General features: G+C 77.6%; 25 protein-coding genes and 1 pseudogene. 10 read left to right on the top strand and 16 right to left on the bottom strand.

Annotation, left to right across the window (positions count from 1 at the left end):
* Positions 1-99: 99 nt before the first annotated feature.
* Positions 100-2442 (top strand): DEAD/DEAH box helicase, encoded by a 2343-nt coding sequence (locus PH190_RS17855; protein WP_274232877.1) that lies wholly within the window; start codon positions 100-102, stop codon positions 2440-2442.
* 554 nt (positions 2443-2996) lie between these two features.
* Here the strand turns inward: PH190_RS17855 and PH190_RS17850 are convergent.
* The 9 genes from PH190_RS17850 to PH190_RS17810 all read right to left on the bottom strand — a co-directional run bounded on the left by PH190_RS17850 (position 2997) and on the right by PH190_RS17810 (position 9954).
* Positions 2997-3641, bottom strand: a complete 645-nt coding sequence (locus tag PH190_RS17850) for a bifunctional DNA primase/polymerase (RefSeq protein ID WP_274232876.1) — start codon at positions 3639-3641, stop codon at positions 2997-2999.
* Between the two features lie 245 nt (positions 3642-3886).
* Positions 3887-4288, bottom strand: a complete 402-nt coding sequence (locus PH190_RS17845) for an Rv3654c family TadE-like protein (RefSeq protein WP_274232875.1) — start codon at positions 4286-4288, stop codon at positions 3887-3889.
* A complete protein-coding gene (locus PH190_RS17840) occupies positions 4285-4848 on the bottom strand; it encodes a TadE family type IV pilus minor pilin (protein ID WP_274233049.1) in 564 nt (187 codons plus the stop codon). Before PH190_RS17840 ends, PH190_RS17845 begins: the two co-directional genes overlap by 4 nt.
* Positions 4845-5039 (bottom strand): DUF4244 domain-containing protein, encoded by a 195-nt coding sequence (locus tag PH190_RS17835; protein WP_274232874.1) that lies wholly within the window; start codon positions 5037-5039, stop codon positions 4845-4847. The genes PH190_RS17840 and PH190_RS17835 overlap by 4 nt, the downstream gene beginning before the upstream one ends.
* Positions 5040-5081: 42 nt before the next feature.
* A complete protein-coding gene (locus PH190_RS17830) occupies positions 5082-5801 on the bottom strand; it encodes a type II secretion system F family protein (protein ID WP_274232873.1) in 720 nt (239 codons plus the stop codon).
* Positions 5798-6640 (bottom strand): type II secretion system F family protein, encoded by an 843-nt coding sequence (locus PH190_RS17825; protein ID WP_274232872.1) that lies wholly within the window; start codon positions 6638-6640, stop codon positions 5798-5800. Before PH190_RS17825 ends, PH190_RS17830 begins: the two co-directional genes overlap by 4 nt.
* Positions 6637-7929, bottom strand: coding sequence for a TadA family conjugal transfer-associated ATPase (locus PH190_RS17820; protein WP_274232871.1), 1293 nt, complete (start codon positions 7927-7929; stop codon positions 6637-6639). Before PH190_RS17820 ends, PH190_RS17825 begins: the two co-directional genes overlap by 4 nt.
* Positions 7926-9047 (bottom strand): septum site-determining protein Ssd, encoded by a 1122-nt coding sequence (gene ssd, locus PH190_RS17815; RefSeq protein WP_274232870.1) that lies wholly within the window; start codon positions 9045-9047, stop codon positions 7926-7928. Before ssd ends, PH190_RS17820 begins: the two co-directional genes overlap by 4 nt.
* Before the next feature lie 169 nt (positions 9048-9216).
* On the bottom strand, positions 9217-9954 hold the full coding sequence (locus tag PH190_RS17810) for an oxidoreductase (RefSeq protein WP_274232869.1): 738 nt from the start codon (positions 9952-9954) through the stop codon (positions 9217-9219).
* Between the two features lie 186 nt (positions 9955-10140).
* Between PH190_RS17810 and PH190_RS17805 the strand changes: the two genes are divergently transcribed.
* The 4 genes from PH190_RS17805 (at position 10141) to PH190_RS17790 (ending at position 12812) form a co-directional block, all read left to right on the top strand.
* Positions 10141-10809, top strand: coding sequence for an acetate uptake transporter (locus tag PH190_RS17805; RefSeq protein WP_274232868.1), 669 nt, complete (start codon positions 10141-10143; stop codon positions 10807-10809).
* A 16-nt stretch (positions 10810-10825) separates the two neighbouring features.
* Entirely contained in the window at positions 10826-11227 is a 402-nt protein-coding gene (gene arfB, locus PH190_RS17800; RefSeq protein ID WP_274232867.1) for an alternative ribosome rescue aminoacyl-tRNA hydrolase ArfB, read from the top strand.
* 179 nt (positions 11228-11406) lie between these two features.
* Positions 11407-11886 (top strand): phage holin family protein, encoded by a 480-nt coding sequence (locus tag PH190_RS17795; RefSeq protein ID WP_274232866.1) that lies wholly within the window; start codon positions 11407-11409, stop codon positions 11884-11886.
* Positions 11887-11960: 74 nt separating this feature from the next.
* A complete protein-coding gene (locus PH190_RS17790; RefSeq protein ID WP_274232865.1) occupies positions 11961-12812 on the top strand; it encodes an alpha/beta fold hydrolase in 852 nt (283 codons plus the stop codon).
* An 84-nt stretch (positions 12813-12896) separates the two neighbouring features.
* Here the strand turns inward: PH190_RS17790 and PH190_RS17785 are convergent, their stop codons facing one another.
* The 4 genes from PH190_RS17785 to nth are packed head-to-tail and all read right to left on the bottom strand — an operon-like array spanning position 12897 to position 16235.
* Complete coding sequence (locus PH190_RS17785) at positions 12897-14093, bottom strand: MarP family serine protease (protein ID WP_274232864.1); 1197 nt, start codon at positions 14091-14093, stop codon at positions 12897-12899.
* Positions 14090-14839 (bottom strand): NUDIX hydrolase, encoded by a 750-nt coding sequence (locus tag PH190_RS17780; RefSeq protein ID WP_274232863.1) that lies wholly within the window; start codon positions 14837-14839, stop codon positions 14090-14092. Before PH190_RS17780 ends, PH190_RS17785 begins: the two co-directional genes overlap by 4 nt.
* On the bottom strand, positions 14836-15486 hold the full coding sequence (locus tag PH190_RS17775) for a TlpA family protein disulfide reductase (RefSeq protein ID WP_274232862.1): 651 nt from the start codon (positions 15484-15486) through the stop codon (positions 14836-14838). The genes PH190_RS17780 and PH190_RS17775 overlap by 4 nt, the downstream gene beginning before the upstream one ends.
* Complete coding sequence (gene nth, locus PH190_RS17770) at positions 15483-16235, bottom strand: endonuclease III (RefSeq protein WP_420791668.1); 753 nt, start codon at positions 16233-16235, stop codon at positions 15483-15485. The genes PH190_RS17775 and nth overlap by 4 nt, the downstream gene beginning before the upstream one ends.
* A gap of 155 nt (positions 16236-16390) precedes the next feature.
* Between nth and PH190_RS17765 the strand changes: the two genes are divergently transcribed.
* The 5 genes from PH190_RS17765 (at position 16391) to PH190_RS17745 (ending at position 19933) form a co-directional block, all read left to right on the top strand.
* Positions 16391-16645 carry a hypothetical protein gene (locus PH190_RS17765; RefSeq protein WP_274232861.1) on the top strand — a complete coding sequence of 85 codons (255 nt, stop codon included), beginning with the start codon at positions 16391-16393 and terminating at the stop codon, positions 16643-16645.
* Positions 16646-16914: 269 nt separating this feature from the next.
* A complete protein-coding gene (locus PH190_RS17760) occupies positions 16915-17589 on the top strand; it encodes a Crp/Fnr family transcriptional regulator (protein ID WP_116708603.1) in 675 nt (224 codons plus the stop codon).
* 52 nt (positions 17590-17641) lie between these two features.
* Positions 17642-18370 (top strand): AraC family transcriptional regulator, encoded by a 729-nt coding sequence (locus PH190_RS17755; protein WP_274232860.1) that lies wholly within the window; start codon positions 17642-17644, stop codon positions 18368-18370.
* 43 nt (positions 18371-18413) lie between these two features.
* The gene (locus PH190_RS17750) at positions 18414-19235 is read left to right on the top strand and encodes an alpha/beta fold hydrolase (protein ID WP_274232859.1); all 822 of its coding nucleotides are present in this window, start codon (positions 18414-18416) and stop codon (positions 19233-19235) included.
* Positions 19232-19933: a DNA alkylation repair protein gene (locus PH190_RS17745; RefSeq protein ID WP_274232858.1), complete on the top strand. Its 702-nt coding sequence runs from the start codon at positions 19232-19234 to the stop codon at positions 19931-19933. The genes PH190_RS17750 and PH190_RS17745 overlap by 4 nt, the downstream gene beginning before the upstream one ends.
* Here PH190_RS17745 and PH190_RS17740 read toward each other — a convergent pair.
* From PH190_RS17740 to PH190_RS17730, 3 genes and pseudogenes are all read right to left on the bottom strand, one after another.
* Entirely contained in the window at positions 19930-20745 is an 816-nt protein-coding gene (locus PH190_RS17740) for an MBL fold metallo-hydrolase (RefSeq protein WP_274232857.1), read from the bottom strand. The two genes, PH190_RS17745 and PH190_RS17740, sit on opposite strands and share 4 nt — an antisense overlap.
* Entirely contained in the window at positions 20742-21560 is an 819-nt protein-coding gene (locus PH190_RS17735; protein ID WP_274232856.1) for an NUDIX hydrolase, read from the bottom strand. The genes PH190_RS17740 and PH190_RS17735 overlap by 4 nt, the downstream gene beginning before the upstream one ends.
* A gap of 10 nt (positions 21561-21570) precedes the next feature.
* A pseudogene (locus tag PH190_RS17730) lies at positions 21571-22600 on the bottom strand (hypothetical protein); the annotation flags it as partial.

The following is a 22600-nucleotide window of genomic DNA, read 5'->3' as shown; positions in this document are numbered from 1 at the left end:
GCGTCACCGGGGCGCACGGCAGTTCCCCCGGGCGCTGTGAGGTGTGCTTCTTTCTCGAACGAGAGCAGGAGGGAAGGGGCTGTGTCAGGGTCGGTGTCGGTGGACGACGGACGGGCGCAGGACGTGCTGCGGGGCGGCAGCCGCGGCGCCCAGCTCCTGCGCCGGGTGCTCGCCGGCACCCCCGAGGGCGAGAGCCCGCTGACCCACGCCGAGCTCGTGCCCGCCCGCGACGGGACGACGACCGGCTGGCCCGGCTGGGTGCCCGAGACCGTCCGCGCGCCGTTCCTCGCCCGGGGCGTGGAGCGGCCGTGGAGCCACCAGGTCGCCGCGGCCGAGCAAGCCTGGGCCGGCCAGCACGTCGTCGTCTCGACCGGCACGGCGTCGGGGAAGTCGCTGGCCTACCAGCTACCGGTGCTCACGCGCCTGCACACCGACCCGCGCGCGACCGCCCTCTACCTCTCGCCGACCAAGGCGCTGGGCGCCGACCAGCTGCGCACGGTGCTCGACCTCGGCATCGAGGGCGTGCGGGCGGCGGCGTACGACGGGGACACCCCGATCCCGGAGCGCGACTGGGTGCGCCAGCACGCCACCTGGGTGTTCTCGAACCCCGACATGCTCCACCGCGGGATCCTGCCGCGGCACGGGCGCTGGACGACGTTCCTGCGCCGGCTGCGCTACGTCGTCATCGACGAGTGCCACACCTACCGCGGCCTGTTCGGCTCGCACGTGGCGCTGCTGCTGCGGCGGCTGCGGCGGGTCTGCGCGCGCTACGGCGCCCACCCGACGTTCGTGCTGGCCTCGGCGACGGTGTCCGAGCCCGCGGTCTCGGCGTCGGTGCTGACGGGGCTTTCCGTCGTGCCCGTGACGGAGGACGCGTCGCCGCGCGGGGCCCGAGCGGTGGCGCTGTGGGAACCGCCACTGCTCGAGGAGATCACGGGCGAGAACGGGGCGCCGGTGCGGCGCTCGGCGGGCGCGGAGACGTCGCGGATGCTGGCCGACCTGGTGGTGGAGGGCGCCCGCACGCTCGCCTTCGTCCGGTCGCGGCGCGGGGCGGAGCTGACGGCGCTCGGGGCGCGGCGCGTGCTCGCCGAGGTCGACCCGGCGCTGGGCGAGCAGGTCGCCGCCTACCGCGCGGGCTACCTGCCCGAGGAGCGGCGGGCGCTGGAGCAGGCGCTGCTGTCGGGATCGCTGCGCGGGGTGGCGACGACGAACGCCCTCGAGCTCGGCGTCGACATCGCGGGCCTCGACGCCGTGGTCGTGGCCGGGTTCCCGGGGACGCGGGCGTCGTTCTGGCAGCAGGCCGGGCGGGCGGGGCGCTCGGGGGACGACGCGCTGGTGGTGCTCGTCGCCCGCGACGACCCGCTGGACACCTACCTCGTGCACCACCCGCAGGCGATGCTCGGCGCGCCGTTGGAGCGCTGCGTCCTCGACCCGACCAACCCCTACGTGCTCGCGCCGCACCTCGCCTGCGCGGCGTCGGAGATCCCGCTGACCCGCCACGACGTGGCGGCGCTCGGCGGGGCCGCGGCCCTCGCGGTGGTCGACGACCTCGTCGCCGAGGGCCTGCTGCGGCGCCGGCGGGGCGGGTGGTTCTGGTCGCACCCCACCGACCGCCCGCACGCCGGCGTCGACATCCGGGGGTCGGGCGGCGAGCAGGTCGTGCTCGTCGAGGCGGACACCGGCCGGATGCTCGGCACCGTCGACCCCGGCACCGCACCCGCGACCGTGCACCCCGGCGCCGTGCACCTGCACCAGGGCGAGAGCTACGTCGTCGACACCCTCGACCTCGACGACGGCATCGCCCACCTGCACGCCGAGGACCCGGAGTGGACCACCCAGGCGCGCACGGTGATCGACATCGCCGTCCTCGAGACCGAGCGGTGCGCGACCCACGGCGACCTGCAGGTGTGCCTCGGGAGCGTCGAGGTCACCGAGCAGGTGGTCGGCTACCTGCGGAAGCTCCCCTCGGGGCGGGTGCTGGACTCGAACCCGCTGGACATGCCCGCGCGGTCGCTGTCGACCCGGGCGGTCTGGTACACGCTCTCGGAGGGGGCGCTGCTGGCCGCGGGGCTGGCGCCGTCCCGCTGGCCGGGCGCGCTGCACGCCGCCGAGCACGCGGCGATCGGGCTGCTGCCGCTCGTCGCGACCTGCGACCGGTGGGACATCGGCGGCGTCTCCACCGCGCTGCACCCGGACACCGGTCGCCCGACGGTCTTCGTGCACGACGGGCACCCCGGTGGCGCGGGGTTCGCCGACCGGGCGCACGAGGCCCTGCGCGAGTGGCTCGCGGCCACCCGGGACGCGATCTCGGACTGCGAGTGCCCGTCGGGGTGCCCGTCGTGCGTGCAGTCGCCCAAGTGCGGCAACGGCAACGACCCGCTCGACAAGGCCGGCGCGATCCTCGTCCTCGACGCGGTGCTGGGGCGGCTGGCGGAGGGGTGAGTCGCGCCGATCGTCGCTCGGTGCTGGCGGGGTGCGGGGTGCGGGCGAGGTGGCGCAGCGAGGGCGTCGTTCGCTGCGTCGGACGCAGCCGAGGTGACCCTCGCTGCTGACGGGTGCGGGCCGAGGTGGCGCAGCGAGGGCGTCGTTCGCTGCGTCGGACGCAGCCGAGGTGACCCTCGCTCCCGACCCGGGGCGAGCGAGAGCGCTCGGCGGGGTCGGCAGGGCCGGCAAGGGGTTGGGCTACGCCGCGGGTCGGGGGTTCTCCGATCCGTCCCCGACCCGCGGCGAGGTCTGGGACGCCGCAGGCCGGGGAGGTCGTCGACCCGGCCTGCGGCGCCGTTCGGGGCGGCGGTGGGCGCGCAGTGCTGCGCTGCCCACCGCCGCGAGGTCCTCCCTGTCCCGGACCGGCGGCCGGTCGCGACGGGTGCACCGGCGCGTCGGCGTAGGTGGTGTCCGGGTGGGGCGGCGAACGCGCGGCCGGCGTGGCCTCGCTGGTCCGGCGTCGCCCCGAGGGGAACCGTTTCTCTGGAGTTGTGGGGGTGTCGCGTGGGGCGCTAGGAGCGGACCCCGGTGGCGACGGTCGCGAGGCGGTAGGTCGACCCACCGCCGGCGATGGCCGGGCGCTGGGCGACGGCCTCGGCCAGCGCGTCCTGCACCCGGTACGGGTCGGGCAGGTTCCAGCCGCACGCCGACGGGCGGACCCGCCAGTGGACCGAACCCTGCGGGTAGGTCGAGGGCGGCGCGGCGAACCAACTGCCGCGCCCGTGCAGGACGATCCCGGCGCGCTCGGCGAGGTCCGGGCGCAGCGGCTCGCCCGCGTCCACCGGGAACAGCCACTCACCGGTCGGCGTGGCGGCGATCGGCACCGGCACCCCGACCGCGCGGAGCACTGCAGCGGCGCGGCGACCGACGGTGGCGGGCACCTCGAGCACGTCGAACGTCAGCCCGGTCGGCAGGAGGATCGAGTAGGGCAGGCCGGTCCACCACTCCGCGATCTGGTCGCAGTCGGTGGAGGCGCGGCGGGCCCAGTCGTCGAGGACGGGGCACGGCCCCTCCTGCGACGCGTCCGGGCACCCGCTCCACGACTCGCCCTGCGGGAAGGTGCCCGGGACGACCGCCCACCCGTGGTCAGCCAGGACCATGGCCTCCGCGCGGAGCTCCGTGCCGTAGACGGCTCGATAGCTGTCCCACCACTGCATCGGCTTCCTCCTGGACCCGGTTCTCTGCCCCGGTGTGCTGTCACCAGTAACGGCACGCGCACGTCGCTTCGCCACCCGTCATCGCCCATCGGCCGTGATCACACGTTGAGCGTGACCGTCGGCCCCGTTCAGCGGGCGAGCGCGCGCTGAGCACCTGGCGAGCGTCCCGACGCCCGAACGAGTCGCCGCTCACCCTGGGCGGCGCTCCGCTCGTCCCGGGACACCGACGCTCCGGTCGCGTCGGGTCACCGGAGTCCGCCGCTCGGGGCGCCGCCGGCCGTGACGGGACCCGCGCGGGCTCGCCCGGTCGCGTCACCGGACACGCTCGGGAGGCAGCCACAGCGGGTCGCGGTGCTGACGATCACCGACCAACCCTCGACCGAGCAGGCGAGGAGCCGCGCGTCGTTGCGCTGCGCGACGTCACCAGCTCGCGCGCAGGCCACGTCCGCCCCGCGCACGGCCTCGCGGGCACCGGCGAGGGCCGCGAGGTCGGCGGCCGCCTCGGCCCGGTGCCGCGCGAGCGTCGCGGCGCCCAGCTGCAGGCCCAGGCCCAGGAGGAGCACCAGGACGCCGACCGCGGCGGCCGCCAGGACTGTGGCCGCACCGGCGTCGGCGTCCGCTCGCCGACCGCCCGCCGTGCCGCTCATCGCGGACCGCCGGGAGCGCCCTCGACGGCGGTGCCGTCGGGGGTCGTGCCCGGTGTCGGCAGGGGTTCGGTGACCGGGGGCGCGGTCGGTGCCGCGGTGGTGCCGGCCGTCGCGCCGCCCACCGGTCCCGGACCGGGCGGCCCGTCGCCGACCTCGCTCGCCGTCCCGGCCGGCGCGCCGTCGGTCGGCCCGCCGGCGAGCGGGTCCGGGCCCTCGGCGGGGGCGACCGGCGAGGGCTCCCGTCCGGCCAGCGCCTCGGCGCCGACCCGCACCCCCGGCAGCGCCGAGCCCAGCGGCGCGGCGCGGACCCGCGCCACGACGTCGTCGCCGGCCACGTCGACCGTCACCTCCGACCCGTCGGGCAGCAGCCGCGCCGCCGCCCGGCGGGCCCCGTCGAGGTCACCCCGCGCCCCGAACCGCGCCGCCTCGGTGGCCGCGTCGACGCAGCGCAGCTGCAGCACCACCGCCCCCATCGCCGCGAGGACCACCGCGAGCACCACGACGAGCGTGCCGACGGCGAACGCGGCCTCGACGGTGACCGACCCGGCGTCACCCGTCAGAAGGTGCTCGTCAGCGCCCGCTGCACGATGGCGGTCAGGGCGCCGATGATCGAGTCGCCGGTGACCACCGTGTACAGCAGCGCGCCGAAGGCCGCGGCGGCGATCGTGCCGATCGCGTACTCGGCGGTGGACATGCCGGCGTCGTCGTCGCGCAGGTGCGCCAGGCGGTCCCGGAACGTGGTCGTGCTCATGGGATTCCCCTCTCCTCCCACGCCCCGGCGGGGCGTGCGGCCTCATCGCTGCTCCAGCAGCGGCCCGGCGAGCCCGACGACCACCGGGACGATGCCCAGGGCCAGGAACGCGGGCAGGAAGCACAGGCCGAGCGGCCCGGTGACGAGCACGCCCGCCCGCTCCGCGCGGGCCTCGACGGCGTCGACCGCCTCGGCGCGCAGGTCGGCGGCGACGGCCTCGACGACGTCGGCGACCGCGGCACCGCTGCGCGAGGAGCGGCGCGCGGCGCGGGCGAGCCGGACGGTGTCGGGCTCCTCGAGGGCCGGCGCCCAGGCGGCGGCCGGGTCGGAGCCCAGCGCGACGAGATCGGCGACGCGCCCCAGCGCCTGGCCCGCGGCGTCGGGCAGGGCCGGCACGACCGCCCGGGCCGCGCGGTCGAGCGGCAGCCCGGCCCGCAGGCAGGCGGCGAGCTGGTCCCAGGCGCCGGCCAGCGCGAGCGGGTCGGGGCGCGGACGGGCACGGCGCGCCCGCCACCGTGGCAGCAGGACGACGACCGCGACGCCGCCGACGACCCCGAGCAGCGCGGCGAGCCCGGCACCGATCACCCCCGCCACGAGCCCCGCGGCGACCAGCGCGAGCCCCGGCACGAGGCCCTCGCGAGCAGGGCCCCGCGTGGCGCTGCGCGGAACGGTCCGATGGCGGGCGGTGACCGGCCCGGGTGCGACGACCAGCGCCGCGGCGAGCGCCAGCAGGGCACCCGCGACGCCCGCGGCGGCGCTCACCGGGCCACCCCGGCGACGATCCGCTCGGTCCACGCGAGCCCGGCGCACACGAGCCCGACCCCGACGACGAGCAGCACCTGGCCGGCGAGCCCGCCGGTGAGCACCGCCCACGGGCGCGCACCGATGCCCTCGCCGAGCAGCACCCCGAGCACCGGCAGCCCGGCGAGCACGGCGGCCGTGGCGCGCGGGCCGGCCAGGCGCGCCCGCAGCCCGCCCGCCATCCGCGCGCGGCTGCGCAGGTCGTGCGCGACCGCGCCGGCCGGGCCGGCGAGGGCGATCCCGTGCCGGTCGGCGAGCGCCCATGCACCGGCGACCCGCTCGAGGTGCGCGGCGACGGGCGACTCGCGTGCCTTCGCCGCCCGGAGGGCCGCGGGAACGTCGCCGCCGAGGTGGGCGGTCGCGCCGAGCAGGGTCATCACGCGCGCCGCCACCGGGTGCGCGTCGGCCCCCGCCGAGCCGGCCGCTGCGGCCGGGGGCGCGCCGGCGCGGACCTCCGCGGCGAACGACGCCAGCGCTTCGGCGAGCCCGGCGGTCGCGGCGGCCCGCTCGCGCTCGGCGCGGGCGGCCGCGCGGTGACGGTGCAGCGTGGCGGCGAGCAGCAGAGCGGCGAGCGCGCCACCCGGTCCCGCGAGCACCAGCCCGGCCAGCGGTGCGGCGGCGAGGAGGACACCGCGGCGGCGGAGGACGGCCACGGGCGGGAGGCGCAGGGAGCTCCGCGGCTCCCGGCGGACCACCCGCACCGTGGCCACGGGCGCCGGCCAGCACAGGAGCGCGGCCGCCAGCAGCCCCAGCACCGGAGCGGTGCCGACGCCGACCTCGGTGGCGGGCGCGGCGCTCACGCCGGCTCCCGGTGCAGCACGGCCACGCCGGCCGCCACGGCCACCGCACGGGCCGGGCGTCCCGGCACCGGCGGCGCGGGGTCCGGCGGTGAGGGGTCCGGCGGGTCGGGCGCGTCCTCCCACGGCGGCGCCACGCCGCGCTCGCGCAGCATCGCCGCGAGGTCGGCGCGGCCGACCGCCCAGCCGTCGCTGCGGGTCCAGGCCGGCACCACGACGACCTCGCCCGCCCCGTCGCGGCGCCGCAGCACCCCGACCGCGTCGAGCGTGCGCTCGCCGTCCCGGCCCCGGCGGACCTGCAGGACCACCTGCACCGCCGCCGCGAGCTGGCTGTGCAGGGCCGCCGGCCCCAGCCCGCCGAGCGCCGCGAGGGCCTCCAGGCGGGCCGGCACCTCGCGCGGCGCGTTGGCGTGCACCGTGCCGGCCCCGCCGTCGTGGCCGGTGTTCAGGGCGGCGAGCAGCTCGACCACCTCGCCGCCCCGGACCTCGCCGACCACGAGCCGGTCGGGCCGCATCCGCAGCGCCTGGCGCACGAGGTCGCGCAGCAGCACCTGCCCGGCGCCCTCGACGTTGGCCGGCCGCGACACCATGCGGACCACGTGCGGGTGCACCGGGCGGAGCTCCTCGGCGTCCTCGACACACACGATCCGCTCGCCCGGTGCGACCTCGCCGAGCAACGCCGAGAGCAGCGTCGTCTTCCCCGACCCGGTGCCACCGACCACGAGGAACGCCAGCCGCGCCGCGACCACCGCGCGCAGCAGCGCCGCGCCGCCGGCGTCGACCGTGCCGGTGGCGGCCAGCGTCGCGAGGTCGTGGCGGGCGGGCCGCAGCACCCGCAGGGACACGCACGTCCCGTCCGCCGCGACCGGCGCGAGCACCGCGTGCAGGCGCACCCCCGAGCCCGGCAGACGGGCGTCGACGTAGGGACTCGCGTCGTCGAGGCGACGACCGGCGGCGCTCGCGAGGCGCTGGGCGAGCCGGCGCACCGCGTCCTCGTCCGGGAACGACACCGCGGTGCGCTCGAGCCCGGCGCCGCGGTCGACCCAGACGGCGTCCGGCGCGGTGACCAGCACGTCCGAGGTGCCCGGCTCGCGCAAGAGGTCCTCGAGCGGGCCGGCGCCGACGAGCTCGCGCTGCAGGCCCCGGACCGCGGTCAGCACGTCCGCGTCGCCCACCACCCCGCGGGCCTCCGCCCGCACCGCCGCCGCGAGCTCACCGGCCCCGGCCTGCCCGCCCGTGCTCACCAGGCGGGTGCGGACCCGCTCGACCAGGTCGGCCGGCGCGGCGGTCACGCCGCCCGCCCCGGGTCGGCGACGGCCTCGAGGGCGTCGAGCACCGCCGCGGCGGCGTCCTGCAGCGGCCCCGCGCGCAGGCCCGGCACCGTGCCCCGGTCCAGGGCGGCGGCCAGGCCCGGCTCGGGCGCCACGGAGGCGAGCACCTCGAGCCCGAGGGCGTGGGCGACGTCGTCGGCGTCGAGCCCGCCCGGCGCCGGCCCGCGGACCACCAGCCGCAGCGGGACCCCGCGCTCGACCAGCGGCTCGGCCACCCGCGCCGCCGCCGCGACCGCGCGGACCTCCGCCGGCACCACGACCACGAGCAGGTCGGCGGCGTCCGCGACCGCGAGGGCGGTGTCGGTCGGGTGGCGCGGCAGGTCGCAGACCACGACCTCGCCCGCCCGGCGGCCCGCCTCCACGACCGCGAGGGCCGCGCCGGGATCGGGCCCGCCGCCCGCCCGGTCGCAAGCGAGCACCGTGAGCACGCCGTCGGGCGAGGGCAGCGCCTCGTGCAGCGACGCCGCGGCGACCCGGCCGCCGCCCCCGCCGCCGAGCGCGAGCCCGCTCCACCGGAAGCCCTCGAGCTCCTCGGCGCCGGCGAGGAGGTCCAGGCCGCCGCCGAGCGGGTCGCAGTCGACCAGCAGCACCCGGGTGCCGTGCGTCCCCGCCCGCTCCACCGCCTGCGCCGCGACCGCCACGGCGAGTACCGACGCGCCCGCCCCGCCGCGCCCGCCGACCACCGCCACCACGCGCCCGGGACCCGCGCCCGCGGCGGCGGGCCCGGCGTCGGCGAGCGCCCCGACCAGCCAGTCCTCGCCCTCGGGCAGCGACACCACGTGCTCGGCGCCGATCCCGACCGCGCGCTCCCACACCGAGCCCGGCGGCTCGCCGCGGCACAGCACCACCACGCCCTCGCGACGCCCGAGGCGCAGCGGCCCGACCGCCCGCGCGGCGTCCTCGTCCACGAGCACCAGCCCGGCGCTGTGCCACCGTCGTCGCAGGCCCGCGGCGTCCGGGACCCGTTCGAGCTCCACCCCGGCCGCGGCCGCGAGCCGCACGACCTCGTCGAGGAGCTCCTCGTCGTCGGTCACGACGACCGCCTGCCCGGCCCCGCCCGCCCTGCTCGTCCGCGCCATCTCCCGCGTCCCTCCTCGCTCACCGACGAGGAGGACGCTGCCGGGCGGCGGGCCACGGGCGTGAGCGTCGGGAGACGGGCTGGGGATGACCGGCGGGGGTGGGGACGGCCCCGGACGACGATGGCCGGGAGGCACCTCCGAAAGACCGCAGAGCCGCGCCCGGAGGGACCTACGCGCTGGCCGCCTCCGCGATGCCCAGCCCTTCGCGCGCGCCGACCTGCCAGGCGGACGCGCAGTGCGCGAACCAGCGCGCGAGGCCCGCGGGCTCACCGGTCGCGAAGGCCGCGGCGGCCTCGCGGTACTCGTCGGCGGCGCGGTAGTGGCCGACCTCGGGCACGGCGAGGCCCTTCGGGTCGAAGCCCGTGGCGACGGCGGTGAGCCGGGCGGCGGCGCGGGCGACGACGCCGGTCGCGGTCGGGAAGGGCGCGAGCGCGAGCAGCTCGCCGTGCACGACGGCCACGAGGACGGGCGCGGGCACCGACGTCCCGCCCGTCACCAGCCCGGCGAAGGCGTCGAGACGTTCGCCGACACCGGCGTCACGGCGGGGGCGGCCGAGGTCGTCGTCGGTGACCCCGGGCAGGTCGGCGGCGGCGAGGACGTGCAGGCGGGCGAGCGCCTGGCGCGGCGCCGAGCGCCAGGCCGCCAGCAGCCCGCCGAGCGCCTCGGCGACGCGCAGCGAGCCGGCGAGCACCGGGTCGGTGACGGGCCCGTCGGCGGGCAGCTCGGCCGAGCCGCCGTCGAGGCTCGCCGACGCCCGCGCCGCGCGGACCGACGCCTCGGCCGCCGTGGCCGGCCAGCCGCGGCGGTTCTGGCGGTGGTTGTGCACCCGCGTCAGCGCCTCGCGGACGGCGTCGGCGTCCTGCGCGACGCCGGGCAGGCGGGTCAGGGGCTCCAGCGGGTCGGCCACGGCGGCATGCTCGCAGGCGGGCGGCCACGGCCCGCGTCACAGGCCCGCTCGGCCCTACCGCATACCGCCGAACGGACCTGTATCGGTTTCGTGAAGAGGACATGAGTAGCGCGACCCGGCGCGCGGGCAGTCCCGATCTCGACGTGATCGCCACCACAGCAGCGTGGGGTCGAGAGAGGAGCCAGCATGTCGAGCACGGCCGAGCTGCGCGAGGAGCGCGCCAACCGGACACCGACGCGGGACCAGGCCCCCCAGCAGGCCCCCGCCGACCCGACCGCGAGCATCGCCGACCCGGGGCCCCTGGGGCTCGCGGCGTTCGCGCTCACGACCTTCGTGCTCAGCCTGTTCAACGCCGGTCTGGCCCCCGAGTCCCTGGAGCCCGCCGTCCTGCCGCTGGCCCTGTTCTACGGCGGTATCGCGCAGTTCGTCGCCGGGCTGTGGGAGTTCCGCAAGGCCAACACCTTCGGCGCCACGGCGTTCTGCTCCTACGGCGCGTTCTGGCTCGCCTTCGCCGCGTACGTGCAGTTCATCGAGCCGGAGCTGCAGGCCTCGGGTGTCCCGGAGGCCGGGATCACCACGGCCACCGGGCTCTTCCTCGTGGGCTGGGCCATCTTCACGCTCTACATGCTCATCGCGTCGCTGCGCACCACCGGCGCGCTCGTCGGCGTGTTCGCCACCCTGTTCCTCACCTTCGCGCTGCTCTCGATCGGTGACCTCACCGGTGTCGACGCCATCGCCACCGTCGGCGGCTTCGTGGGCCTGCTGTCCGCGCTGATCGCCTGGTACGCCTCGGCCGCCGTGGTCACCAACGCCACGTGGGGCCGCACCGTGCTCCCGGTGGGTCCGCGCAGCTAGAGCGGGCATCCTGCGGATGTGCCGACGGCTGATCACGACGTCGCTGCAGTGGCGGTTCTCCCGCGCCGGCGGCCCGGGCGGGCAGGGCGTCAACACCACCGACTCGCGCGTCGAGCTCTCGGTCGACCTGCGCCAGGTCCCGCTCCGCGACGCCGTCCGCGAGCGCCTGCTCGACCGCCTCGCACCGCGCCTGCACGACGGCGTCCTGACCGTCGTCGCCGCCGACGACCGCGCCCAGCGCCGCAACCGCCGCGCCGCCCGCGACCGCCTGGCCGCCCTGCTGCGCGACGCCCTCGCCCCCGACCCGCCCAGCCGCCGCCCCACCGCCCCGTCGCGGTCCGCGCGCCGTCGCCGGCTGGAGAGCAAGCGCCGCCAGGGCGCGGTCAAGGCGTTGCGCCGTCGCCCGACCGGCGAGTAGCCCCGTTCGGGGGAAGTCGCGGAGTACGCCGCGGCGTCGGGGGGAAGACCGAGGCCGACCGTGATCAGCGCCCGCCGTGCCGTCGGCGCGGGGAACCGCCGGTGACGTGGCACGATGACCGACCTCAGCACCCGCTCGCCGACCCGTCCTCGAGCGACCGAACACCGCCAGGAGCGCCCGTGACCCGCCCCGAGCAGCCGGCCAGCGGCCCGTCCAACCCGCCGGTCGTGCCGTCGATCCCCCTCAACGCCGAGCCCGTGCGCCAGGAGGGCGACGCCTCCGTCGGCTCGCTGGTCAAGGAAGTCACCACGCACGTCTCGACCCTCGTCCGGGCCGAGGTCGAGCTCGCCAAGACCGAGATCACCGCCGAGGTGAAGAAGGGCGTGCAGGGCAGCGTCTTCTTCGTCGTCGCCGGCGTCGTCGCGCTGTTCAGCCTGTTCTTCCTCTTCATCGCGGTGTCCGAGGCCTTCAACCTCATCTGGCCGAGCCAGCAGTGGGCGGGCTACGCCGTCACCTTCGGCCTGATGATCATCTTCGCGGGCCTCATGGGCCTGCTCGGCTACCTCAAGGTCCGCAAGATCCGGGCGCCCGAGCGCACGATCGAGTCCGCGAAGGAGTCGGTCGCGGTCTTCAGCCGCGGGCGCTCGGACGCCGCCTGAGCACCGTCCCGACCTCCGGGTCCCCCGTCGACATCCCCGGCCCCTGGACCCACCGGACCGTCTCGGCCAACGGCGTGCAGCTGCACGTCGCCGAGGCCGGTCCGGAGTCCGGGCCGCTGACGCTGCTGCTGCACGGCTTCCCGGGCTCCTGGTGGGCCTGGCGCCACCAGCTGCCCGCGCTCGCCGCCGCCGGCCACCGGGTCGTGGCCGCCGACCTGCGCGGCTACGGCGACTCCGACCGGCCGCCCCGCGGCTACGACCTCTGGACCCTCGCCGGCGACGCCGCGGGCCTCGTGCGCTCGCTGGGGGCGCGGGAGGCGACGGTCGTGGGCGCGGGCTGGGGCGGGGCGGTCGCCTGGACGCTGGCGACGCTGCGGCCCGGCGTCGTCGCGCGGCTCGCGGTGCTGGCCGCGCCGCACCCGCTCGCGGTGCGCGCCGCGGCCCGTCGCCGGCCCTGGGCGCCCGCGGTGCGGACGCTGCTGTCGGTGCAGGTGCCGCGGCTGCCCGAGCGGCGCATCCGGCGCGACGGCGGGGCGTGGGTGGAGGAGCTGCTGCGCGCCGGCTCGGGGCCCGGGTGGGTCGTGGCGCCGGAGTTCGCCGAGGTCGCCGACCACCACCGCGCCGCGATGCTCCTGCCGCGCGTGGCGCACACGGCGGTCGAGGGGTTCCGCTGGAGCGTGCGCTCGCAGTTCCGGCCCGACGGCGCGCGCTACGCCGCCGCGATGGGGCGCCGGGTGACGGTGCCGGTGCTGCAGATCCACGGCGTCGACGACCCGTGGGTGCCCGAGCGCGTGGCGCGGGCCTCGGCGCGGTGGTGCGACGCGGGATTCCGGTACCGGGGCCTCGACGGCGTCGGGCACTTCCCGCACCAGGAGGCGCCGCAGCACGTCACCGACGCGTTGCTGGACTTCCTCGACGACGGGTGATCGTGGGGGCTTTCCTGACGTTGAGAGTCAGCGTGGACGCCACGCTGACACACAGCCGCCCGGGAGGAAGAGCAGGAGCAGCAGCTAGGCGGCGCAGGAGCCGGTGCTGACGCGGCCGGTGGCGCCCGGGGAGGCCTCGAGGGCGGGGCGGACCTGGTCGGCGGTGAGGACGAAGCCGGTGTCGCCCTGGTCCACGGCCGCGCCGAAGACCACGCCGATGACGTTGCCGTTCGGGTCGACCAGCGGACCGCCCGAGTTCCCCGACCGCACCTGCCCGCGGATCGTGTAGACGTCGCGGGTGACGGTCTCGCTCTCGTAGATGTTCGGCCCGCGCAGCTGGATGCGCTGGCGCACCTTCGCCGGCGACGACGAGAACGGCCCGTCCAGCGGGTAGCCGAGGGCCACGGCGTTGTCGCCGGTCTCGGCGCCGCGGAAGTCGAAGTCCAGCGGCCGCGCCTCGAGCCCGGGCACGGCGAGCACGGCGACGTCGACCTCGTCGTCGTAGTAGACGACCCGCGCCGAGCGGGTGCGCGAGTCGCCGTCGGACGTCGGGACCTCCACCGACACCTCGTCGGTGCCCGCCACGACGTGCGCGTTGGTCATCACGCGGCCCTGCCCGACGACGAAGCCGGTGCCCTCGAGCGCGCGCTGGCACGACGGGGCCCGCCCGCGGACCTTGAGCACGCTGGCCCGCGCCTGCTGGACCACCGGGTCCTCGACGAGCGCGGCCTCCGGCGGCGGGACGTCGGCGATCGGGGTCGAGGAGAAGGGGCTGAGCACGTCCGGGAAGCCCGAGGCGTCGAACAGGGCGCGCAGCTCGTTGGGCAGCTGGCGCAGCGGGGTCGGCATGACGGCGTCGACGCCCGCGAGCACCTGCGAGTCGCGCAGCGAGGACGCCAGCGCCGTCTCCGACGAGCCCGCGAGCGGCAGCGCGATGAGCCAGGCGACGATCAGCGCGGTGATCGCCTGGAGCACCGACCCGAACGCCGAGTCGACGGTGCGCACGGCGGGCAGGCGCATGCGGTCGCGCACCGCCCGTCCCAGGTAGACCCCGAGGGTCTCGCCGATCGCGACGAGCGCGACCACGAGCACGACGCTGACGACGATCCGCGCGGTCGTGCCCTCGAACGTGTCCACCAGCGCGGGCGCGATCTTCAGCCCGAGCAGGGCCCCGCCGAGCACGCCGAGGAAGCTCAGGGCGGCGACGGCGAGCCCGTGGCGCCAGCCCGAGATGCCCGCGGCGATCGCGAGCAGCACGACGACGACGTCGACCCAGCTCACCGGAACGGCCCTCCTTCGGCGGCCGCACCCGGCCGGCTCGGCGCGGTGGTCGAGGTGGTCGCGACATCGGCCGAGCTCAGGTCGTGCCGCTGCGCCCACACCACGTCGAGGTCACGCACGTCCGAACCGTCCCACGGTCTCTCCCACCCGCCCAGGGTGAGCATCCAGTCCACCAGACCGGCCGTGAAGCCCCAGACGAGCAGTCCTCCTGCGGCGAACGCGGGACCGACGTACCCCGACGGCCCCGTGACGCGGAAGCGGGCGTCCGGGTCGGCCAGCGCGGCGACCGGCACGCGCACCACCGCGGCCGTCTCACCGGGGTCGACGACGCCGACCGGCCCCGGGCGCTCCCAGTGCGCGAGCACGGGCGTCACGGCGAAGCCGGTGACCGGGATGGTCAGCGGCGGCAGGGTGAGCAGGGGGACGACGCCGTCGGGGTCGAGCCCGGTCTCCTCACGGGCCTCGCGCAGCGCCGCGGCGACCGGGCCGCCGTCCTCGGGGTCGATCGACCCGCCGGGGAACGCGGCCTGCCCGGCGTGCGCGCGCATCTCGGCGGCCCGCTCGGTGAGCAGCAGCTCGGGGCCCGCCCCGGTGTCGCCGAAGAGCATGAGCACCGCGGCCTCGCGAGCGTTCCGGGCCGGCCGCCGACGGAACGGCACGTCGTCGGGACCGAGGCGCCGGCACGCGTCGACCAGCGGCGCGAGCCAGGCCGGGGCCGCGTCGGGGCGGCTCGGGACGTCGCTCACCCGGCACCCCCGCGCGCCGCGTCGACCGCCGCGCGGACCTGCTCGGGGGTGCGCAGGACCTGCGGCGGGATGTCGACGACGGTGCCGTCGGCGCGCACGAGCACGCTCGCCGGCAGGATCGGCGGCGCGCCGACCTTCGGCCCGACGACCTGCGCCGGGTCGCTCACCGACGGGTAGCGCGCGCCGAGGCTCTCGAGCAGCGCCAGGGCGGTGGTGGCGCGGTCGGCGGCGTCGACCCCGAGCACCGCGACGGCGCCCGGCTGCTCGGCGTAGGCCTGCAGCGCCGGGATCTCCTCGCGGCACGGCCCGCACCACGAGGCCCAGAGGTTGACCAGCGTGTCGCGGCCGGCCAGCGCCGCGGCGAGGTCGACCGGGCCGGGCGCGCCGAGGCACTCGAGGGTCACGCCGGCGAGCGCGCGCACGGGCGCCGCACCCGGCGTCGGCGTCGGGCACGGGGCGAGCCCGGCGGCGGCGCGGGCGTCGGCGAGCGCGCCGGGGTCGTCCGGGCCGGCGGCCGGGGCGGGCTGCAGCACCGACGACGGGTCGGTGGCGGGCGACGGGGTGCTCTCCCGGGGCCACAGCGCGATGACGCCGACCACGGCCAGCACCACGACCACCAGCGTGGCCCGGACCTCGGCGCGCGTCACCGCGTGAGGCCGACGAGGGCGAGCAGGTGGTCGGCGTCCGGACCCTTGATCAGCTTCATGGCCTTGACCGGGTCGTTCTCCCCGGTGCCCGCGGCGGGGCAGTCGCGGCGCAGCGAGCAGGCCCCGCAGGCCGGCTTCTTGGCGTGGCAGACGCGGCGGCCGTGGAAGATCATCCGGTGGGAGAGCATCGTCCAGTCCTTGCGCGGGATGAGCTCGCCCACCTCCTTCTCCACCTGGACCGGGTCCTCCGACGTCGTCCACGCGAAGCGGCGCGCGAGGCGCCCGAAGTGCGTGTCGACCGTGATGCCCGGGACGCCGAAGGCGTTGCCGAGCACCACGTTGGCGGTCTTGCGCCCGACGCCGGGCAGGGTCACGAGGTCCTCGAGACGGCCGGGCACCACGCCGTCGAAGCGCTCGACCAGCGCGGCACCGAGCTTCGTCACCGACTCGGCCTTGGCCCGGTAGAAGCCGGTGGGCCGCAGGATCTCCTCGAGCTCCGTGCGCTCGGCGCCGGCGAAGGCGGCGGCGTCGGGGTAGCGGGCGAAGAGGGCCGGCGTCACGCGGTTGACGGTGACGTCGGTGGTCTGCGCCGAGAGCACCGTCGCCACGAGCAGTTCGAGCGGCGACGTGAAGTCGAGCTCGCAGTGGGCGTCCGGGTGGGCGACCGCGAGGTCGCGGTGCATCCGTCGGGCCCGTCGCACGAGCGCGAGTCGGCTCTCCTCACCGCCGGCGCGGGCTGCCCTGCTCACCCACCCAGGGTAGGACGCCGCCCCGCGGGTCCCGGACGGGTGCCCGGCTGCACCGCCGTGACGACGCGGCGACGATCTCCGGCGTGGCGCCCCGACACGCCCGACCGGGCCCCGGTGCGGACCGTCACGGCACGGTGCGGGACGATGACCGCACCATGACCGCCTGGATCGCCATCCTCATCCCGCTGCTGGTGATGGTCTTCGCGCTCGGCATGGAGCGCCTCGAGACCCGCCTGCGGTCGGGCACCGTGCGCGAGGACGAGGTCGAGGACTTCCTCGAGCGCGCCCGTCCCGACGAGGTCAAGGCGCTGTTCCGCCAGGGGATCGGCGGCGCGCTCCAGCTGTTCCGGCTGCGGAACCTCGGGAAGCGTGGGGGCCTCGGCCCCCGCCGGACCAAGGAACGGGCCTGACGCTCACGGACGGCAGTGACGTTCCGGAGATCCCAGGCGCTATGATGGTCCGATCGGGCGAACTGCTACCGCATGTTCGGGCGATCGACCCTGATGCGGTGACGTCCCCGGGCCCCGCGTGGCGTGATCATGGGTCGACACGTGACTATGCTGCGGCGGACGTGACTGGTGACACAGCTGGTGACACAGCGCTGGAGACAAGGGTGCGGACGCGGGCCGAGGGCCCGGCGCCCGCGCGCGGTTGAGCGAGAGTGGGCGAGGAGCGCACGGTGGACGAGGTACTGGCGCGGGCCGGGATCTTCCAGGGGGTGGACCCCGCCGCGATCGAGGTGCTCACGGAGTCCCTCGAGCGCGTGGAGTTCCCGCGCGGGACGGTCATCTTCAACGAGGGCGAGCCGGGCGACCGGCTCTACATCGTCTCGACCGGCAAGGTGAAGATCGGTCGTCGGTCACCGGACGGCCGCGAGAACCTGCTCTCGATCTTCGGTCCGTCGGACATGTTCGGCGAGCTCTCGATCTTCGACCCGGGTCCGCGCACCTCGACGGCCACCACCGTCACCGACGTGCGCGCCTACACGATGGACCGCAACGCGCTCCGCGAGTGGATCGCCCAGCGTCCCGAGATCGCCGAGCAGCTCCTGCGCGTCGTCGCCCGCCGGCTGCGCCGCACGAACAACCTGCTCGCCGACCTCATCTTCACCGACGTGCCCGGCCGCGTCGCGAAGGCGCTGCTGCAGCTCGCGCAGCGCTTCGGGTCCCAGGAGGCCGGCCTCCTGCGCGTGACCCACGACCTCACCCAGGAGGAGATCGCCCAGCTCGTCGGCGCCTCGCGCGAGACGGTCAACAAGGCCCTCGCCGACTTCGCCGCCCGCGGCTGGCTGCGCCTCGAGGGCAAGAGCGTCCTCATCCTCGAGCCGGACCGCCTGGCGCGCCGGGCGCGCTGACCCGGACGACAGCGCACGCGGCGGGCGCGGGGCGCCCGCTACCGTGCCGCCCATGGCCCCCGGGCAGCGGCGGATGCTCGACCTGCGGGTCCGCGCGTCGGACTCGCCGTACCTCGCGCGGGTGTGGCGCAGCGCCGCGGCCGGCGGGCCCATGGTCTCCGTCGCCGGCGCGCACCAGGAGATCGTGGTCTGGGGCGAGCAGGGCGCCGTGCAGGTCGAGGTCCGTGGGCCGGAGACCCGTCCCTCCTGCCTCGACGTCCCCGCCGGGCTGACCGCCGTCGGCATCGTGCTCGCCCACGGCGCCCGTATCCCGCACCTCCCGGCCCCGGCGCTGGTCGACGCGACCGTCCCGTGCCCGAGCATCGGACCGCGCCGCTTCGTCCTGCGCGGCGAGGAGTGGACCGCGCCGGGGTTCGACGACGCCGAGCTGCTCGTCGACCGCCTGGTCCGCGCGGGCGTCGTCGTGCGCGACCCCCTCGTCGACGACGTCCTGCGCGGCGGCTCCACCCGCGTCGGGACACGGTCGTGCGAGCGACGCATCCGCGCGGCGACCGGGCTGACCCACGGCGCCGTCCGGCGGATCGAGCGGGCCCGCGCGGCGGCGGCCCTGCTCACCGAGGGGCGCACCCCGCTCGAGGTCGTCGGGCTGCTGGACTACCACGACCACCCCCACCTGGCCCGCGCCATGATCCGCTTCGCCGGTCGGAGCGCCTCCGCGCTGCGGGCGCGCGAGGTCGACGTGTCGCTCGCGTACAAGGAGGACGAGCCCACCCGCTCCTAGCGTCCTCGTCACCGGACACCGCGACGATCACGAGGAGGGCCCCGTGCCCACGTTCACCGCCCCCGACGGCACCCGGCTGGCCTACACCGACCTCGGCAGCGGCCCGCCGGTCCTGCTGCTCCACGGCTGGTCGCTGGACGCGAACGCGTGGGAGTACCAGGTCGCGGCCCTCGTCGAGGCCGGGTACCGGTGCGTCACGCCCGACCGCCGGGGCCACGGACGGTCGGAGGTCGCGGGCTCCGGCTACGACCTCGACACCCTCGTGGGCGACGTCGCCGGGCTCGCCGACCACCTCGACCTGCGCGACGTCACGCTCGTCGCGCACAGCATGGGCACCTGCGAGGCCACCCGGTGGCTCGCCGGCGGCACGGATCGGGTCGTGCGGGCGGTGTTCGTCGGGGCCATGACCCCCTACCTGGTCGGTGCGGTCGGGGCGGCCTTCGTCGACGGCCTGGTCGCCGACCTGCGGACGGACCGCCCGGCGTGGTTCCAGGGCGGCGCCGCGGCCTACTTCGCCACGGCCGGCACCGGGTCGTGGGTGTCGCAGGCCCTGGTCGACGACGGGATCCGCACGATCCTGCGCACGCCGCTCGCGGTGCAGACCGCCTGCCTCCGGACGTTCGCCGGCACCGACCTGACCGACGACCTCACCCGCATCACCGTGCCGGTGCTGGTGGTGCACGGGGACGCCGACGCGTCCGCGCCGCTGGAGATCACCGGGCGGCCGACCGCGGACCTCCTCCCCCGGGCCCGCCTGACCGTCCACCCCGGCGGTCCGCACGGCCTCTACGTCACCGCCAAGGACGCGCTCACCGCGGAGATCCTCGAGTTCGTGGCCGAGACCGCGGCCCCGGCACCGGTGTGACGACCTCGTTGGGCGCCCGGTTCGTCGCCGCCCTGCACGCGGCGCACGACCCCGCCGAGCTGCCGGCCGTCCGCCGGCGGGTCGCCGCGGGCGACGAGGCCATCGGCATGCGCATGCGCGACCTCTTCGCCGCGGCGAAGGCGCACGCGTCGATGCCGCTCGACGAGGTCGACGGCCTGCTCGACAGCCCGGTCTACGAGGTGCGCATGGGCGCGTTCTGCATCCTCGACGTCCGGGCGCGGGCGCGCCGGGTCGGCGACGACGAGCGTGACGAGCTCTATCGGCTCTACCTGGACCGGCACGACCGGATCACCACCTGGGACATGGTCGACCGGGCCGCGCCGTCGGTGGTGGGCGGGCGCCTGCTCGGGCGGGACCCGACGCCGCTGGCGCGCCTGGCCGCCGCGCCGGAGCCGCTGCGCCGCCGGACGGCCATCACCGCGCCGCTGTGGTTCGTCCGCCATGGCGGCCCCGACGACCTCGCGCACCTCTTCCCGCTGGCCGCCACCCTCGCCGGCGACCCCGAGCCGTCCGTGAGCGCGGCCGTCGGCATCGCCCTCAAGCACGCCGGCGGCCGGGACCCGGAGGCGACCTCGGCCTTCCTGGCGACCCACGGGCCGGTGCTCCCGCGTCCCGTCCTGCGGGCGGCGGTGAGCAAGCTGCCCCCGGCCGACCGGGACCGCCTCCTGGCCCGCTAGCCCACGCGCCGGAGGTGGGCCAGCTGCGCGGCCACCGACTGGTCGGCGGCCGGCCACAGGTTCTCGTCGACGTCGGCGTACACGATCTCGACGACCTGGCGCGGCGTCGGATCCGGGCCGAGCTCGCGCAGCGCGGCGCGGACCTGGTCGAGGCGCTGCTCGCGGTGGCGCAGGTAGTACCGAGCGGTGTCGCCGGCGTCCGGGAGGTCCGGCCCGTGCCCGGGCAGCAGCGTCGTGCCCTCGGGCAGCTCCGCGAGGCGGCGCAGCGAGTCGAGGTACTCGGTCAGGGCGCCGTCGTGGTCGCCCAGCACCGTCGTGCCGCGACCGAGCACGGTGTCGCCCGTCAGGACGCTCGCGTCGTCGTCGACGACCAGGCACAGCGAGTCGTCGGTGTGGCCCGGCGTCACGAGCACGCGCAGGTCCAGCCCGGCGGCCCCGAGGCGCTCCCCGGCGACCAGGCCCTCGGCGCCGAGGACGAGCGTCGGGTCGAGCGCCCGCACCGGCGCGCCGACCCGCTCGGCGAACGTGCGGGCGGACTCGGTGTGGTCGAGGTGGCGGTGGGTGAGCACGACCAGCTCGACGGGCCCGCACTCGGCCAGGCGGTCGAGGTGGGTCGGGTCGTCCGGTCCGGGGTCGACGACCACGCACCCCGCCTGGCCCGGTGCGCGCAGGATCCAGGTGTTCGTGCCGTCGAGGGTCATCGGCGACGGGTTCTCGGCGAGCACCACCGACGCGGCCGCCGTGACCGGGCGGAGCTGCTCGTACGCCGGGTGCTCCGGGGTGTCGGGCCCCGGGACCACACGCCCGCTCACCGGGCCGTCCCGAACGCGTGCGCGGGCACGGCGAGCCCGACGCGGTCGTCGCCCGGGCGGAACTGCGGCGTCACCGGCTCGGGGCGCCGACCCGTCGCGTCCGCGAGCAGGCTCGCGGCGTCGCCCGCCTCGGCGAGCTCCGAGAGGACGGCCCACGTCGGCGGCATCAGGGCCCGCTCGCCGTCCTCCCACTCGCGCAGCGCCCGGGCCGGGGCGCACCAGCCGGCGCCGACGGCCTCGGTGGTCGCGCCGTCGGGCTCCTGGCCGTCGGGCACGGTGGCGAGGAAGAACGCGGTGTCGTAGCGGCGCGGCATCCCCTCGGGGGTGACCCAGCGGGCCCAGGGCCGCAGCCGGTCCGCGTCGAGCCGGGGCAGGACGTCGTGCAGGCCGATCTCGCGGGCGGTCAGTCGCTCGCGCACCCCGGCGGACGGGCGGGCGTCGGCGAGCAGGACACCGGTCTCCTCGAACGTCTCCCGCACCGCGCAGGCCAGCAGCGCCGCCGCCTCCTCGGGCGTCGTGGCCCAGCTGCGGGCCGTCGCGGCGGCCGTCGCCTCGTCCACGAGACCCGACCCGAGCGCCGCGCGGTCCGCGGCGTCGAGCCCGCCGCCGGGGAACACCGACACGCCGCCCGCGAACGCCATCTCGCCCGCGCGCTCGAGCAGGAAGACCTCGATGCCCGGCCCGGCGGCCGCGTCGCGGAGGAGGACGACCGTCGACGCCGGGCGCAGCTCGCCCGGCGGACGGCTGCCGAGCCGGTCGAAGGCGGGCCGGTCCATCCCGAACCGCGGGGGCAGGTCGACGAGCTCGGTGGTCACGAGCCGCACCCTAGGCGTCGCGCGGCGGCCCGTCCTGGTCGTCGTGATCTCCTCGACGCGGCAGCCCGTGCCCGTTGACGGGACCGTGCGGGTGGCCGTTGGTGCCGGCGCCGTGAGCCCCGGCCCCGTTCGTCCCGGCCGGGCCGGGCGGCGGGCCCTGCCACGGTCCGGGGCCACCCGGGCGACCGGGACGACCCGGGCCGGGCGGGGGGCCCTGGGGCCGGGGCCGCGGGGCGGTGGTGTCCTCCGACCCGGGCGGGGCCGGGGGCTGCTGAGGCGGGCGTCCGAGCAGCGGGTCGGGGGCGTCGGCCGCGAGCCGCTCGCGGGACGCGAGCTCCTCGTGCAGGCGGGCCAGCAGCTCCCGCTCGCGCTCGGAGAGCTGCACGTCGAACGAGTCGGGGCCCGACGACGCGGGCGGCGTCGGGGCCTGCGCGGCCGCGGGGGTCGACGGCTGCGGGGCGAAGGGGTGCTGGACCGGGCCGGTCGCGGGCTCGGCGGCCGCGGCGGGGTGCCCGTCGGCCTCCGGGCCGTGGTGGTGGCCGTTGGTCGACGGGGTCCCGGTGGATCCGGCGGCGGAGGACCCGGCGGTGTACTCCGCGGCCTCCGGCGGGATCTCGATCTCCCCGGTCTCGTGGCGGCTGTGCCGGGCGCGCCGGACGCGGCCGTTGCTGCTGCCGTCGGCGTCCGGTCCTGCGGGTGCTGAGGGACTGGCCGGCGGGGTGGCGGGGCCGACGACCGGGAGGTCGCCCGTGGCCGCGTCCGGGTCCACCGACGCCTCGGCGCGCCAGGCCGGGGTGTCGGCGCCGCGCGGCGGCTCGGCGGGGTCGTCCCCGCCGGGGCCGAAGGTCACGCCGACCGGGCCCTCGGTCCACGACGAGATCGGGTGCTCGTCGGAGAGGATCTCGTCGGGCGGGGGCGTCCGCCAGAGCGCGGCGATGCGCTCGGCGGTGGCGTCGGGGTCGATGTCGACCGGCGCCGGCGCCTCGGGGGCGACGGTCTCGGACGCGGCGGTCTCGGGGGCGGCGGTCTCGGGGGCGAGG

The sequence above is a fragment of the Actinomycetospora straminea genome (genome assembly GCF_028737255.1).
Lineage (GTDB): Bacteria > Actinomycetota > Actinomycetes > Mycobacteriales > Pseudonocardiaceae > Actinomycetospora > Actinomycetospora straminea.
The sequence above is the reverse complement of the archived record's forward strand: the minus strand, read 5'-3'. Positions and strand labels throughout refer to the sequence as shown.